Here is a 14275-nt window from a genome sequence, read left to right on the forward strand (position 1 = left end):
GCCCCAAGGTCAGTAACCTCCCCCGCGCCCCCCAATCGGCCTATGCGCCGGGCAAGTGGCTGTCCGTGGAACAGGTGTTCACGTTCGGCTGGTGGGGCGGGCTCAGTGGGCGGGCTCAGCGGTCGGGTTCGGGGTCCTTCAGCCAGTTGATGAGTTCCGACGAGAACGCCACCGGGTCCTCCTCGTGCGGGAAGTGCCCGAGCCCGTCGAACAGCCGCCAGCGGTAGGGGGCTTCGACGTACTCCCCGGACCCCGCCGCGCTGCGCGTGCGCATCACCGGGTCGAGTGAACCGTGCAGATGGAGTGTCGGCACGCGCACCGGCCGCTTCATGCGCCGGTTGAACTGGATGCCGTCGGGGCGGGCGAGGGAGCGCACCATCCACCGGTACGGCTCGATCGAGCAGTGCGCGGTCGACGGGATGCAGATCGCCCGCCGGTACGCCTCCACGGCCTCGTCGTCGGGCAGCCGGGGCCCCGACCACTCCCGGATCAGCCGGCCGACCAGGGCGCCGTCGTCCGCGGTCAGCTGCCGCTCGGGGATCCAGGGCCGTTGGAAGCCCCAGATGTAGGACCCGGCGGCGGTCTGCTTGACGTCCGACAGCATCGCCGAGCGCCAGCGTCTCGGGTGCGGCATCGAGGAGACCGCGAGCCGCCGCACGAGCTTGGGCCGCATCACGGCCGCCGTCCATGCCAGATAACCGCCGAGGTCGTGCCCGACCAGCGCGGCGTCGGGCTCACCGAGGGACCGGACGACGCCCGTGATGTCCAGGGCGAGGTTGGCCGGGTCGTAGCCGCGGGGCGTTCGGTCGCTGCCGCCGACGCCGCGCAGGTCCATGGCGACGGCGCGGAACCCGGCGTCGGCGAGCGCGACCAGCTGGTGCCGCCAGGTCCACCAGAACTGCGGGAAGCCGTGCAGCAGCATCACCAGCGGTCCGTCGCCGACTTCGGCGATGTGGAAGCGGGCGCCGTTGGCGGCCACGTCCCGGTGGATCACCTCTTTCGCGCCGGGCACGTCGAGTCGTACGACCGAGGCGGGCTGGCCGGAGGCGGCTGAGGTGGCGGGGTCCGTCATGAGGACGAGCGTGCCACAGCCTCGACGCCGCCGTCGGTCCGGCCGGGCCGGCGGGGGTGCGGCTTGGCGTTCTGGAGCACTCCGGCGGTCTGCTTCATGGACGCGGCGACCTTCTGCGGGCCCTGCCCCTTCTTGGCCTTCTTCGAGAAGGCGACACCGATGAGCGCCAGGACGACGGCGACCACCACGTTCGCCGCGAACGACAGCAGGAAGCAGATCGCCAGGTTCCAGTCGCTCCAGGTGCGGATGCCGTACGCCAGTGCGAAGCTGAGCATCGGCAGGGAGAAGATCAGCACCGCGCCGGCCGCCGTGAACGCCCCGCCGCCGACCAGACCGCGCTTGACGTCCTGCCTGAGCTGGGCCTTCGCCAGCGCGATCTCGTCGTGCACCAGTGCGGACATCTCGGCCGTCGCCGAGGCGAACAGCTGGCCGACACTGCGTTCGGCACCGACCGGGCTGCCGTCGGGTGCGCTCATCGGGGTCTCCCTCATCTGCGTCCGGAAGCGCCCCCGCCCCGTACGGGCCTCGGCTCGAAGGCCGCGTCGTACGGTGCCGGGGGCGCCCTGCGTTTTGTACGGTCCTGTCAGATCATGCCGGACCGTCGTCCCCGTCGCTTGCCCCGCCCGCCACTTCGGCAAGCCTGCGGTGCTCGGCGGCCTTGCGTTCGTAGATCTCGGCCATGCGCAGGTGGTACGCCGGGTCGTCCTGTTCGTAGATGTCGGGGATGCCGTCGAGGTCCTCGTCGCGGTGCTCCTCCGCCCACAGTGCCTGGTACTTCGCGTTGCGCAGCTTCAACAGGACGGTCGCGAGGAGCGCTGCGATGAGCGACCCCGTGAGCACGGCCGCCTTGACGCCGTCGGTGAGCGCAGGGTCGCCCTCGAAGGCGAGTTCACCGATGAGCAGCGACACGGTGAAGCCGATCCCGGCGAGGGAGGAGACGGCGAGGACGTCCGGCCAGACCAGGTCCTCGGAGAGGGAGGCCCGGGTGAAACGGGCGGTCAGCCAGGTCCCGCCGAAGATCCCGACCGCCTTGCCGATGACCAGCCCGAGCACCACACCGAGCGTCTCCGGCTGGGTGAACACCTTCCCCAGCGCCCCGCCCGACACGGTGACACCCGCGCTGAACAGGGCGAACAGCGGCACGGCCAGCCCCGCCGAGAGGGGGCGCACGAGGTGCTCGACGCGCTCGCCGGGGGAGTGCTCCTCCCCCTCGTTCCGGGTGCAGCGCAGCATCAGGCCCATCGCGACCCCGGCGATGGTGGCGTGGACGCCGCTGTTGTACATCAGCCCCCAGACGACGACAGCGAGCGGAACGTACACGTACCACCCGCGCACCCCCTTCCTGAGCAGCAGCCAGAAGAGGGCGAGGCCCGCGAAGGCGCCGCCGAGCGCGGCGAAGTCGAGGCCGTCGGTGAAGAAGATCGCGATGATCAGGATCGCGAAGAGGTCGTCGACGACGGCGAGGGTGAGCAGGAACGCGCGCAGCGCGGAGGGCAGTGAGGTTCCGATGACGGCCAGCACGGCGAGCGCGAACGCGATGTCGGTGGCCGTGGGCACGGCCCAGCCGGCGAGCGATCCGCCGCCGCCGACGTTGGTGAGGGTGTAGACGAGCGCCGGTACGGCCATGCCGCACAGGGCGGCGACCACGGGCAGTACGGCCGCCTTGGGGTCCCGGAGGTCACCGGCGACGAGCTCGCGCTTGAGTTCGATGCCGGCGACGAAGAAGAAGATCGCGAGGAGTCCGTCGGCGGCCCAGTGGGCGGCCGAGAGGTTCAGGCCGAGGGCCTCGGGACCGAAGTGGAAGTCGCTGACGCTCTCGTAACTGTCGTGCAGGGCGGGGACGTTCGCCCAGATCAGCGCGGTGACGGCGGCGAGGAGCAGCAGCACACCGCCGACGGTCTCCGTGCGCAGCGCGTCCGCCACGTAGGTCCGCTCGGGCAGGGAGAGCCGGTCGAGGACCTTCCGGGCGGGGGTGGGGCGGGATGCGGCCACGGCGGGGACCTCCGGTCGAGGGCAGGACGGAACGCTCGCCGACCAGACTTCCCGGCACACCTGATTGTTTAGTCTACCTAAGGGCACAGCTCGGGGCACCTGGTGCGTCGATCACCGGGTGCCCCTCAGGACGTACCTCATCGTCGGCCCTCGACGGGGCGGCGGCCACCCGGCCACCGCCCCTGTGCGGGTTCAGCCCTCGATGAACGCGATCTCAGTCCTCGCTGGGCGCCGCCGGCAGCTTGGTCTGGATGAGGTCCATGACCGTGGAGTCCGTGAGCGTGGTGACGTCGCCGAGCTGACGGTTCTCCGCCACGTCACGCAGCAGGCGCCGCATGATCTTGCCGGAGCGGGTCTTCGGCAGCTCCGCCACCGGCAGGATCCGCTTGGGCTTGGCGATCGGGCCGAGCGTCGCGCCGACATGGTCGCGCAGCTCGCCGACCAGGGTCTCGGTCTCGGCCGCCGTGCCGCGCAGGATGACGAAGGCGACGATGGCCTGCCCGGTGGTCTCGTCGGCGGCGCCGACCACGGCCGCCTCCGCGACGGACGGGTGCGAGACGAGCGCGGACTCCACCTCGGTGGTGGAGATGTTGTGGCCGGAGACCAGCATGACGTCGTCGACGCGGCCGAGGAGCCAGATGTCCCCGTCGTCGTCCTTCTTCGCCCCGTCACCGGCGAAGTACTTGCCCTCGAACCGCGACCAGTACGTGTCGAGGAACCGCTGGTCGTCGCCCCAGATGGTGCGCAGCATCGACGGCCACGGCTCGGTGAGCACCAGATAGCCGCCACCGCCGTTGGGCACCTCGTTCGCCTCGTCGTCGACGACGGTCGCGGCGATGCCCGGCAGCGGCCGCTGCGCGGAGCCCGGCTTGGTCTCGGTGACGCCCGGCAGCGGGGAGATCATCATCGCGCCGGTCTCGGTCTGCCACCAGGTGTCCACGATGGGCGTCCGGTCCGCACCGATGTGCTTGCGGTACCAGATCCACGCCTCGGGGTTGATCGGCTCGCCCACCGAGCCCAGCACACGCAGGCTGCCGAGGTCGAACTTCGCGGGGATGTCGTCGCCCCACTTCATGAACGTACGGATGGCCGTGGGCGCCGTGTACAGGATGGTCACGCCGTACTTCTGCACGATCTCCCAGAAGCGCCCCTGGTGCGGGGTGTCGGGCGTGCCCTCGTACATGACCTGGCTCGCGCCGTTCGCCAACGGTCCGTAGACGATGTACGAGTGGCCGGTGACCCAGCCGACGTCGGCCGTGCACCAGTACACGTCCGTCTCCGGCTTGAGGTCGAAGACGGCGTGGTGCGTGTACGCCGTCTGGGTGAGGTAGCCGCCGGAGGTGTGCAGGATGCCCTTCGGCTTACCGGTGGTGCCCGACGTGTACAGGATGAACAGCGGGTGCTCGGCCCCGAACGCCTGCGGGGTGTGCTCGGCGGACTGCCGGTCGACGATGTCGTGCCACCACACGTCGCGGCCGTCGGTCCAGGCGACGTCCTGGCCGGTGCGGCGGACGACGAGGACGTGCTCGATGGTGCCCGCCTTGGCGACCGCGTCGTCCACGGCCGGCTTGAGCGCGGAGGGCTTGCCGCGCCGGTAGCCGCCGTCGGCGGTGATGACCACCTTGGCGTCGGCGTCCTGGATACGGGTCGCGAGCGCGTCCGCGGAGAAGCCGCCGAAGACGACGGAGTGCGCGGCGCCGATGCGGGCGCACGCGAGCATCGCCACGGCGGTCTCGGGGATCATCGGCATGTAGACGGCGACCCGGTCACCGGCCTGAACGCCCAGCTCCAGCAGGGCGTTCGCCGCCTTGCTCACCTCGTCCTTGAGCTCGGCGTAGGTGATGGCCCGGCTGTCCCCGGGCTCGCCCTCGAAGTGGATGGCGACCCGGTCGCCGTGGCCGGCCTCGACATGGCGGTCGACGCAGTTGTACGCGACGTTGAGCTCGCCGTCCTTGAACCACTTGGCGAACGGCGGGTTCGACCAGTCCAGGGTCTCGGTCGGCTCCTTGGCCCAGGTCAGCCGCCGGGCCTGAGATGCCCAGAAACCGAGCCTGTCAGCCTTGGCCTGTTCGTACGCCTCTGCCGTGACGTTGGCGTTCGCCGCCAGGTCACCGGGCGGCGCGAAGCGTCGCTCCTCCTTCAAGAGGTTGGCCAGGCTTTCGTTGCTCACGACATCTCCCTCGCGGTGCTTTGCCGGGCGACCGTTGTGTCCCAGGCCACAGCTCATCAGACCCGGACCCCCCATGACAAGGGCCTTCCCGGGATTGGTTTAGACCTGTGGGCGGGTGGCCCCACGCACGTGGGGCCACCCGTTGTCACGGACCGGCGGGAGAAACGGTTCAGACGCGCGTGTCGTGCAGAACCGTCCCCTTCGGCCCCGCCTCTCCCGTCGTTCCGGCCACTCGGTCGAAGACGCCGCTGTCCGGGGCGTCCTCCGTGAGCAGGTAGGCCTGGGCCTCGCCCACGTGGAAGTACATCCCGTGCAGTTCGAGGGTGCCCTCGCGCAGGGCGCGCTCGACGCACTCGTGCGCCCGCAGATGCGTCAACTGCTGGATGACGTTGGTCAGGCACAGCTGCTCGACCGCGTCGGCCGGCTCGCGTCCGGCGATACGCGCCCAGGGCCGGTTCTTGTCGGTGGCCCGCTCCAGGCTGGGCAGGCCGTGCCGCAGCCATCGTCTGAGGGGGGTCTGGGAGCCGCGGGCGTCGGTGGTGAGCAGGGCCTGCATCGCACCGCAGCCGGAGTGCCCGCAGACGGTGATGGACCTCACCTTCAACACCTCCACCGCGTACTCGATGGCCGCCGCCACCGAGTCGTCGGCGCTCTCCTCGCCCGGCATGGGCACCAGATTGCCGACATTGCGTACGACGAAGAGGTCGCCGGGGCCGCTGGACGTGATCATCGAGGTGACGAGCCGGGAGTCGGCGCAGGTGAGGAAGAGCTGCGAGGGCTGCTGGCCCTCCCGGGCGAGCCGCGCCAGCTCGCGGCGTACCAGGGGAGCGGTGTTGGTCTGGAACGCGCTGATCCCGCGGGCCAGTTGATGGCTGCTCGGCCCTTCGGCCGGCTCCTCGGCCGGGCTGCCGGCGGGGGTGGATGCCGGGGTCGCGCACTGGTGGTTGCGCCATGCCGTCCAGGGCCGGCAGCGGCAGCCGGCCGCGGAGGTGCCCGCGGGTTCGGCGATTCGGGTCCCGGCGCGTCCGGTGATCTCCACGGAGCCCCCGCGCGCGCGGTGGGCGTGCTGCCAGTCCTGGAGGGACTCGTACGCCGCGTGGTCCATGAACGACCCGTCCAGCTCCACCACCGTCTCGGCCCCCTGCGGGACCTGGTGCAGGGCACGGCTGAGCCGGGGCACGGCGAGGAACGTCAACTGCCCCCGGACATGGACGTAGTGGACCCCGTCCTTCTGCTCGTGGGTGATGCGGGTGCGGGTGAGACGGTGCAGGGCCACGCCGACGGCCACGGCGATGCCGAGCGCGACGCCTTCCAGCACCCCGAGGAGGACGACCCCGAGGGTCGTGGCCGCGTAGACGAGCACCTCTCGGTGGCGGGTGACCGTGCGGATGTGGTGCAGGGACACCATCTGGAGCCCGACGGCCATCACCAGCGCGGCGAGCGACGCGAGGGGGATCAACTCCAGCGCGGGGACCAGGAACAGCGCGGCCGCAACCACCCACACGCCGTGCAGCATCGTGGAGTTCCGGCTGACGGCGCCGGCGCGGACGTTGGCCGTGCTGCGGACGGCGACGCCGGCGATGGGCAGGCCCCCGAGGGCTCCGGAGATGACGTTGGCCGCGCCCTGACCGCGCAGCTCGCGGTCGAGGTCCGAGCGCCGTACGTCGGTCCGGCCCGCCGCCAGCTTGTCCATGGCGACGGCACCGAGCAGCGACTGCACGCTGCACACCAGGGTCGTGGTGAGGACGGCGGCGACCAGGCCGAGCACGGGGCCTTCGGGCAGCCCGGCCAGGGCGTGGCTGCGCCAGGACGGCAGTTCGACCTTGGGCAGGCTGAGTCCGGCGAGCGCGGCGGCCGCCGTGGCGCCCGCGACGGCGACGAGGGCGGCGGGGACGCTGCGCAGCCGCCGGCCGACGGGGCCGGGGAGCCGAGGCCAGGCGAAGAGCAGGGCGAGGGTGAGCGCGCTCATGGAGACGGCGGCGGGATGCAGATGCGCCAACTGGGCGGGCAGCGCGCCGACGTTGTCGAGGACGGCGCTCTGTGGGGTGCCGCCGAGCACGATGTGCAGCTGGGCGACGGCGATGGTGACACCGATGCCGGCGAGCATGCCGTGCACGATCGCAGGGCTCACGGCGAGCGCCGAGCGGGCCACGCGCAGCTGCGCCAGGCCGAGTTGGGAGAGCCCGGCGAGCACGGTGACGGCGCAGGTGGTGCGCCAGCCGTACTGGTGGATGAGGTCGGCGGTGACGACGGTCAGACCGGCGGCCGGGCCGCTGACCTGGAGTGGTGAGCCGCCGAGGCGTCCGGCGACGAGGCCCCCTACGGCGGCGGCGACGAGGCCGGCCTGGAGGGGTGCGCCGGTGGCCAGGGCGATGCCCAGGGACAGGGGGAGGGCGATCAGGAAGACCGCGATGGACGCGGACACATCGGCGCCCGCGACCCGGAACCGGCGGGGTCCTTCGGGCGGGCTGTGTGGTTGGTGCTCGGACTCCGCCCGATGCGGGCTGGAGTCGGGGGCGTGGGTGGGGACGCAGGCGGACATGTTTCCCGTCTCCTCCGGGGCTGCGCGGTCGCGGAACAGGTGGTCCCCCCGCTTGGGCGGGGGGCGGGTCGCGGCCGTGGGTCACGGCGTACAGCGGCGGGATTTCTCAACGCTCAGTAAATGAATCGTAATGCAGAGTAAAGGTCACGCAAGGACATTCATGGCAAATGGGTGATCGGATCACCCAGGGGGATGAATCATGCCTTTCTTCGGCTTGTCATATTAATTTGATCGACACTCTGTGTGATCTTGGCCCCTCTGCCCCTGAGCAAAGGAAGAAGGTGGGCGGAAGATGGCCGTCACCCAGAGGATCGCCGTCGGTGTGACACTCGCCGCGACCTGCGCCGCGGCGCTCGCCGGCTGTGGCTCCGGCGACACGGGCGCCGCCGGTTCGGCCGGCGCGAACAACACCGGGAAGGAAGGCATGCAGGGCGCGCGCGGTGGCAAGGAGGCGGCGCCCCGAGCGGAGGGGGGCGCTCCCGCCCCGCCCAAGGCCGCGGTGCGGCTCATCGGCGACGGGTCCACCGCGTACACCGGCACGCAGCCGCATCTGCCCAGGCCCGCACGGTTGAAGCCCGGTCAGAAGCCCCCGCAGTTCGTCGTCTTCTCCTGGGACGGAGCCGGCGAGGACAGCCAGCGCCTCTTCTCACACTTCCGCGAGGTGGCCCGCGCCAACAACGCGACCATGACGTACTTCCTGAGCGGCGTGTACATGCTCCCGGAGGAGAAGCGGGACCTCTACCGCCCGCCCCAGCACTCGCCGGGCCGCTCCGACATCGGCTTCAACGATGTCCGCGGGATCAAGGACACCGTGGAACAGCTGCGCGGGGCCTGGCTGGAGGGCAACGAGATCGGGACCCACTTCAACGGCCATTTCTGCGGCAAGGGCGGCGGGGTCGGCGAATGGTCGGTCGAGGACTGGAAGAGCGAGATCGCCCAGGCCAAGTCGTTCGTGAAGGCATGGAAGACCAACACGGGCACCGGCAAGGCCGAACCGCTGCCCTTCGACTACGACAGGGAGCTGATCGGCGCCCGCACCCCCTGTCTGGAGGGCCAGACCAACTTCATGCGGGCCGCCCGCGAACTGGGCTTCCGCTACGACACCAGCGGCGTGAGGGACCAGGTCTGGCCCGAGAAGAAGGACGGCCTGTGGGACCTGTCGATGCAACTGGTCCCGATGCCCGGCCGCGCCTTCGAGACGCTCACCATGGACTACAACTTCTACGTCAACCAGTCCGGTGCCCGTGCGGGCTCCGCGGCCGAGCGGCAGTACTGGGGCGACCAGTTCCGGGACGGGCTGCTCGCGGGCTTCGAACGCGCCTACGCGGGCAACCGCGCGCCCCTGATCATCGGCAACCACTTCGAGTCCTGGAACGGCGGCGTCTACATGCGTGCCGTCGAGGAGACCATCAAGACCGTCTGCGGCAAGCCGGACGTGCGCTGCGTCTCCTTCCGGCAGCTCGTCGACTGGCTCGACGCCCAGGACCCGGAGGTCCTGGACAAGCTGCGCACCCTCGGTGTCGGCCGGTCCCCGGAGGAGGGCTGGGACGCGTTTTTGGCGAGTGGACCGGCGCCGGCCCCCAAGGGCGCCCCGGGTGCCCGGGCGGGCCGGTCGAAGTAGCGGACGGCCGCGGGTCGTGGGTCAGACCGCGGCCGCGAGCTGCTCGCCGAGGACGAAGTCGGGGTCGATCTGCGACGCCAGGTCGGCCCCGGTCCGCTCATTGCCCCAACCGCTCGCGTTCTTCAGATGGAAGTGCACCATCTGACGGGTGTAGCGGTCCCAGTCGCGCAACTCGTACGTGGCGTCCGCCGCCTCGTGCAGGGCGTGCAGCGCGCGGCGGTTGGATTCCTCCAGGTGCTCGAAGCGGGGCGGGCGGCCCTTCTCCAGGGCGCGCACCCAGTCCGAGTGGCCGACGGTGACCAGCAGGTCGTCCCCGATCTCGGCGCGGAGGAAGTCGAGGTCGTCGTCGCCCCGCACCTTGTTGCCGATGACCTTCAGGGCGACGCCGTAGTCACTGGCGTACTCCTTGTACTGGCGGTAGACGGCGACCCCCCTCCGGGTCGGCTCGGCGACGAGGAACGTCATGTCGAAGCGGGTGAACATGCCGGACGCGAAGGAGTCCGAACCGGCCGTCATGTCGACCACCACATACTCGTCGCGGCCGTCCACCAGGTGGTTCAGGAACAGCTCCACCGCTCCCGTCTTGGAGTGGTAGCAGGCGACCCCCAGGTCGGAGTCGGTGAAGGGGCCGGTGACCATCAAACGGACGGCCCCGCCGTCGAGTTCCACCGGCCGGGCGCAGGCGTCGTAGATCGGGTTGGGGTCGCAGATCCGCACCAGCCGGGAGCCCTCGCCGGGCGGCGTCGTCTTGATCATCGTCTCGGCGGAGGTGATCCGCGGGTTGGAGCCGCGGAGATGGTTCTTGATCAGCGAGAGCCGCTCGCCCATCGCCGGAAGCTCCGCGGCCTCCGACTCGTCCAGCCCCAGAGCGGTCCCCAGATGCTGGTTGATGTCCGCGTCGATGGCGACGACCGGGGCTCCGGAGGCGGCGAGATGGCGGATGAACAGGGAGGACAGTGTGGTCTTGCCACTCCCGCCCTTCCCGACGAAAGCAATTTTCATGTTCACCAACGGTAGTCGGATGATCGCCAACGGTGTGTCGACCGTAGGGAAGACCACTCCTTCGAGGGGTCGGCGGCAGAGGCGCGTAGGGTCGTACTCATGAGTACGACAGGTGCGACCGCCGATCCGCTCGCGGCCCTCGCCGAGCTTCCCGGCGTGGCCGGGTCCGTGGAGTCCGTACGCAAGGCCGTGGACCGGGTCTACGGCCACCGAGTCATGCGGCGGCGCAGCAACGCGGTCACCTCCGAGGCCGCCCTGCGCGGCGCGCGCGGCTCAGCCGCGCTGTCCGGCGCCGACTGGGCGCTCGAAGAGGTGCGACGGCGCAGCGACTTCAGCGGGCAGGGGGGCGACGGCGAGGCACGCACCGTGGGCGCCGCGCTGCGGTTGACCGCCGAGGCCGGCCAACTGCTGTCCATCTGGCGGCAGTCGCCCCTGCGGGTGCTGGCCCGGCTGCATCTGGTGGCGGCCGGCGAGGACCACGCGCGCGTGGGGCGTCCCCGCCAGGACGGCGAACCCGTCGACGAGCCCCTCGTGGAGCTGCCGTTGCCGAGCGCGGCGGAGGTCTCCGGCCGTCTCGACGGCCTCGCCGAGCTGATCATCCGGGGCAGTGCGGCGCCCGCCCTGGTCACGGCGGCCGTCGTGCACGGTGAGTTGGTCGCTGTGCGGCCCTTCGGCTTCCACAACGGCCTCGTCGCGCGAGCGGCCGAGCGGATCGTCCTGATCGGCAGCGGCCTCGACCCCAAGTCGGTCTGCCCGGCGGAGGTCGGTCACGCGGAACTCGGCCGCGCCGCCTATCTCGCCGCCCTGGACGGCTATGTGTCCGGCACCCCGGAGGGAATGGCCGCCTGGATCGCCCACTGCGGCAGGGCGATCGAACTGGGTGCGCGCGAGTCGACGGCGGTGTGTGAGGCACTGCAGCGCGGAGCGGCGTAGAAACCGCCGGAAATAAGTTGCGGCGGTACGAGAATTCGTACCGCCGCTGGCATGTCCACCGGGTTACCAAGCGTCCTCGATATGTGCCCATCAGGTCGGGAACTTGTGCCCGTCACCTGGTGCGGCTGGCCCGTAATCGACGGGTCGACGTCGCGTGGGTGCCCAGTGTTCATGCTAGGTCCGTGGGGCCAAAATGAGTTATTAAAGGTGATCCTCTCGGACGTCCTTTGGTCTCGCGGGCCTTGAATCCTTTCTACTCCAGGACCGGAGCAAGCGGAACCCCTCGCTGTGCTTCTTTACTTTTGCCTTCAAAGAGGGTGAATCCGCCCTGGTCATCCGGCGTGGGTCAGGCGGTCGCCACCCGGCGTCGACTCGCGTACCAGACGAGCCCCGCGGTGGCCGCCGCCGCACCTATGGCCGCCGCCGCGAGCAGGGCGGGCCGGGGCCGGACGGCGAACCGCTGCTTCAGTCGCACCGGGCGGTGGAAGTCCAGAATCGGCCACCCGCGCGCGAGGGCCTCCCTGCGGAGCGTCCGGTCCGGGTTGACCGCGTGCGGGTGCCCCACGGCCTCCAGCATCGGCAGGTCCGTCGCCGAGTCGCTGTACGCGTAGCAGTGCGCCAGGTCGTACTCCTCCGACTCGGCCAGCTCCCGGATCGCCTCGGCCTTGGTCGGGCCGTACGCGTAGTACTCCACCTCGCCGGTGAAGCAGCCGTCGTCGCCGACGACCATCCGGGTAGCCACCACGCGGTCCGCGCCGAGCAGCTCGCCGATCGGCTCGACGACCTCGGCGCCGGACGTGGAGACGATCACGACGTCCCGCCCGGCGGTGTGATGCTCCTCGATGAGGGAGGCGGCCTCGTCGTAGATGATCGGGTCGATCAGATCGTGAAGGGTCTCGGCGACTATGTCCTTCACTTGTTGGACGTTCCAGCCCCGGCACAGCGCGGAGAGGTACTTCCGCATCCGCTCCATCTGGTCGTGGTCGGCGCCGCCCGCGAGGAACACGAACTGGGTGTATGCCGTCCGCAGGGCGGCCCTGCGGTTGATCAGGCCGCCGTGGTAGAACGACTTGCTGAACGTGAGCGTGCTCGACTTCGCAATGACCGTCTTGTCCAGGTCAAAGAAGGCCGCTGTGCGGGGCAAGGAGTGGTTTTCCACGGGGCTGAGCATATGCGCCCGCCATTCGGGCTAGTGTGGGGCGCGTGGGTTTGCCTGAGAAGGCTCTCGGGTACACCATGGAAGTCACGGATCGTTCGCGACCGTGCTAACCCGGCCCGACTCCTCCCCCCCCGAGTCGGCCGTGGGGACGACCCCCGCTCTCCCCCCCGGCGGGGGTCGTCGCATGTCCGGATACTTTTTCCCTCCTCTTCTCCCGCCCGCGAGGCCGCCCTGTGCCCTCGTGGGCATTTCTCTGTCCTCCCATAGGAATCGTCACTTTGCGTAGCCGTCGTGCTGCGCTGTGAGGGTCGTGCGGGCCTCGCCTGTTCGGGTGGCGGCGATATTCACAACGGTCGGGTCGTCCACAGTTTTCGACCAAGATCCACACGATTTCCGGGATCGCTGCACCGTGATTCCAACGCGTCCGACGGCGGCGAGTTCCTTGCCGGTTCGGCTTCTCGGGCGTCGTCGGCGGTTTTCGCCGACCGCCCATTCGGCGGCCGACGGCCGGCACTTCACACAGGACTTGAACACGGCCGTCCGGGACACGGGCGGGGCCGGAGAGCGCCGAGGCGCGGCCCCGCACACCGTTCCCGGACGCGGCGAAGGGGGATGGAGATCATGGCGGGAGCCATCACCGACGACCGGCGGTCCGCCGGCGACGGGCGGCAGGGCAGGCCGCTGATCGTCACCGAGGACGTGGACCTCCTGGACGACCTGCTGCGCCTGTGCGCGGCCGCCGGCGCCAGACCGGAGGTCCACCACGGCGTGCCGGAGGGCCGGGGCCGCTGGGAGGCGGCACCGCTCGTACTCGTCGGCGACGATGCGGCGCGGCGTCTGCGCGGGGCCGTCCGCCGACGCGGGGTCGTGCTCATCGGGAAGGACCAGGACGACTCCGGGGTCTGGCAGCGTGCCGTGCAGATCGGCGCCGACCATGTGCTGATGCTGCCCGACGGCGAGCAATGGCTCGTCGACCGCATCGCCGACGTCGCCGAAGGGGTCGGCAGGCCCGCGCTCACCGTCGGTGTGATCGGAGGGCGCGGCGGCGCCGGGGCGTCCACCCTGGCCTGCGCGCTCGCCGTGACCTCGGCGCGGCAGGGCAGGCGCACCCTCCTGGTGGACGCCGATCCGCTGGGCGGCGGACTCGACGTGCTGCTCGGCGGGGAGAACGCCGAAGGGCTGCGCTGGCCCGCGTTCGCGGCCTCGCGCGGCAGGGTCGGCGGCGGCGCCCTGGAGGAGTCCCTTCCCGAACTGCACTCCCTGCGGGTCCTCAGCTGGGACCGGGGCGACGCCGTCGCCGTCCCGCCCCAGGCCGTGCGCGCGGTCCTCGCCGCCGGCCGTCGGCGCGGCGGGGCGGTCGTCGTCGACCTGCCGCGCCGCATCGACGAAGGCGTCGCCGAGGCCCTCGCCCAGATCGACATCGGCCTGCTGGTGGTCCCCGCCGAGCTGCGTGCCGTCGCGGCCGCCTCCCGGGTCGCCTCCGCCTTCGGCATGGTCCTGCGCGACCTGCGCGTGGCGGTCCGGGGCCCGTACGCGCCGGGCCTGGACGACCAGGACATCGCCCGCCTCCTCGGCCTGCCACTCGCCGGCGAGGTCCCCGCCGAGCCGGACCTCCACGACGCCGCGAAACCACCGGGAGGCATCGCCCGCGGCCCCCTGGCCCGCTTCTGCGAGGGCTTCTGGGAGCGGGTGGCCGTGGGGAGCGAGGCGGCGTGAACGGGGGACGGGACGGCCGCCGGAGGGGCTGGGGCGGTCGAGTGGATCGGGATGGCTGTCGGAAGGGC

The 14275-nt window shown here is 71.0% G+C and carries 10 protein-coding genes; 3 read left to right on the forward strand and 7 right to left on the reverse strand.

All coding sequences use genetic code 11. The features are described from left to right. Positions 1-115 precede the first annotated feature (115 nt). The 5 genes from AOK23_RS10130 to AOK23_RS10150 all read right to left on the reverse strand — a co-directional run bounded on the left by AOK23_RS10130 (position 116) and on the right by AOK23_RS10150 (position 7776). Positions 116-1072, reverse strand: a complete 957-nt coding sequence (locus AOK23_RS10130; protein WP_055712413.1) for an alpha/beta fold hydrolase — start codon at positions 1070-1072, stop codon at positions 116-118. Continuing rightward, positions 1069-1548, reverse strand: coding sequence for a phage holin family protein (locus AOK23_RS10135; RefSeq protein ID WP_055712414.1), 480 nt, complete (start codon positions 1546-1548; stop codon positions 1069-1071). Before AOK23_RS10135 ends, AOK23_RS10130 begins: the two co-directional genes overlap by 4 nt. A 112-nt stretch (positions 1549-1660) precedes the next feature. After that, on the reverse strand, positions 1661-3064 hold the full coding sequence (gene nhaA, locus AOK23_RS10140) for a Na+/H+ antiporter NhaA (protein ID WP_055712415.1): 1404 nt from the start codon (positions 3062-3064) through the stop codon (positions 1661-1663). Positions 3065-3278: 214 nt separating this feature from the next. Next, positions 3279-5234 (reverse strand): acetate--CoA ligase, encoded by a 1956-nt coding sequence (gene acs / locus AOK23_RS10145; RefSeq protein WP_055712416.1) that lies wholly within the window; start codon positions 5232-5234, stop codon positions 3279-3281. 169 nt (positions 5235-5403) lie between these two features. Further along, positions 5404-7776: a SulP family inorganic anion transporter gene (locus tag AOK23_RS10150; protein WP_055712417.1), complete on the reverse strand. Its 2373-nt coding sequence runs from the start codon at positions 7774-7776 to the stop codon at positions 5404-5406. Positions 7777-8068: 292 nt separating this feature from the next. Between AOK23_RS10150 and AOK23_RS10155 the strand changes: the two genes are divergently transcribed. Then, complete coding sequence (locus tag AOK23_RS10155) at positions 8069-9397, forward strand: polysaccharide deacetylase family protein (protein WP_055712418.1); 1329 nt, start codon at positions 8069-8071, stop codon at positions 9395-9397. Positions 9398-9418: 21 nt separating this feature from the next. On the opposite strand, the gene AOK23_RS10160 is transcribed toward AOK23_RS10155, so the two are convergent. Continuing rightward, positions 9419-10399, reverse strand: coding sequence for an ATP-binding protein (locus AOK23_RS10160; RefSeq protein WP_055712421.1), 981 nt, complete (start codon positions 10397-10399; stop codon positions 9419-9421). A gap of 99 nt (positions 10400-10498) precedes the next feature. Between AOK23_RS10160 and AOK23_RS10165 the strand changes: the two genes are divergently transcribed. Further along, a complete protein-coding gene (locus AOK23_RS10165; RefSeq protein WP_055712419.1) occupies positions 10499-11332 on the forward strand; it encodes a Fic family protein in 834 nt (277 codons plus the stop codon). A 346-nt stretch (positions 11333-11678) separates the two neighbouring features. On the opposite strand, the gene AOK23_RS10170 is transcribed toward AOK23_RS10165, so the two are convergent. After that, positions 11679-12503, reverse strand: coding sequence for an HAD family hydrolase (locus AOK23_RS10170; RefSeq protein ID WP_055712420.1), 825 nt, complete (start codon positions 12501-12503; stop codon positions 11679-11681). Positions 12504-13112: 609 nt separating this feature from the next. On the opposite strand from AOK23_RS10170, the gene ssd reads away from it, so the two are divergent. Further along, positions 13113-14207, forward strand: coding sequence for a septum site-determining protein Ssd (gene ssd, locus AOK23_RS10175; protein WP_055712422.1), 1095 nt, complete (start codon positions 13113-13115; stop codon positions 14205-14207). The last annotated feature ends 68 nt before the right edge of the window (positions 14208-14275 follow it).

The sequence above is a fragment of the Streptomyces torulosus genome (genome assembly GCF_001419765.1).
In the GTDB taxonomy this organism is placed as follows: Bacteria; Actinomycetota; Actinomycetes; order Streptomycetales; family Streptomycetaceae; genus Streptomyces; species Streptomyces torulosus.

Bases quoted from the DNA above. Each gene is read 5' to 3' on its own strand.
- AOK23_RS10130 (WP_055712413.1), bottom strand. From the start codon at position 1,072: ATGACGGACCCCGCCACCTCAGCCGCCTCCGGCCAGCCCGCCTCGGTC.
- AOK23_RS10135 (WP_055712414.1), bottom strand. From the start codon at position 1,548: ATGAGCGCACCCGACGGCAGCCCGGTCGGTGCCGAACGCAGTGTCGGC.
- AOK23_RS10150 (WP_055712417.1), bottom strand. From the start codon at position 7,776: ATGTCCGCCTGCGTCCCCACCCACGCCCCCGACTCCAGCCCGCATCGG.
- AOK23_RS10155 (WP_055712418.1), top strand. From the start codon at position 8,069: ATGGCCGTCACCCAGAGGATCGCCGTCGGTGTGACACTCGCCGCGACC.
- AOK23_RS10160 (WP_055712421.1), bottom strand. From the start codon at position 10,399: ATGAAAATTGCTTTCGTCGGGAAGGGCGGGAGTGGCAAGACCACACTG.
- AOK23_RS10165 (WP_055712419.1), top strand. From the start codon at position 10,499: ATGAGTACGACAGGTGCGACCGCCGATCCGCTCGCGGCCCTCGCCGAG.
- AOK23_RS10170 (WP_055712420.1), bottom strand. From the start codon at position 12,503: ATGCTCAGCCCCGTGGAAAACCACTCCTTGCCCCGCACAGCGGCCTTC.
- ssd (WP_055712422.1), top strand. From the start codon at position 13,113: ATGGCGGGAGCCATCACCGACGACCGGCGGTCCGCCGGCGACGGGCGG.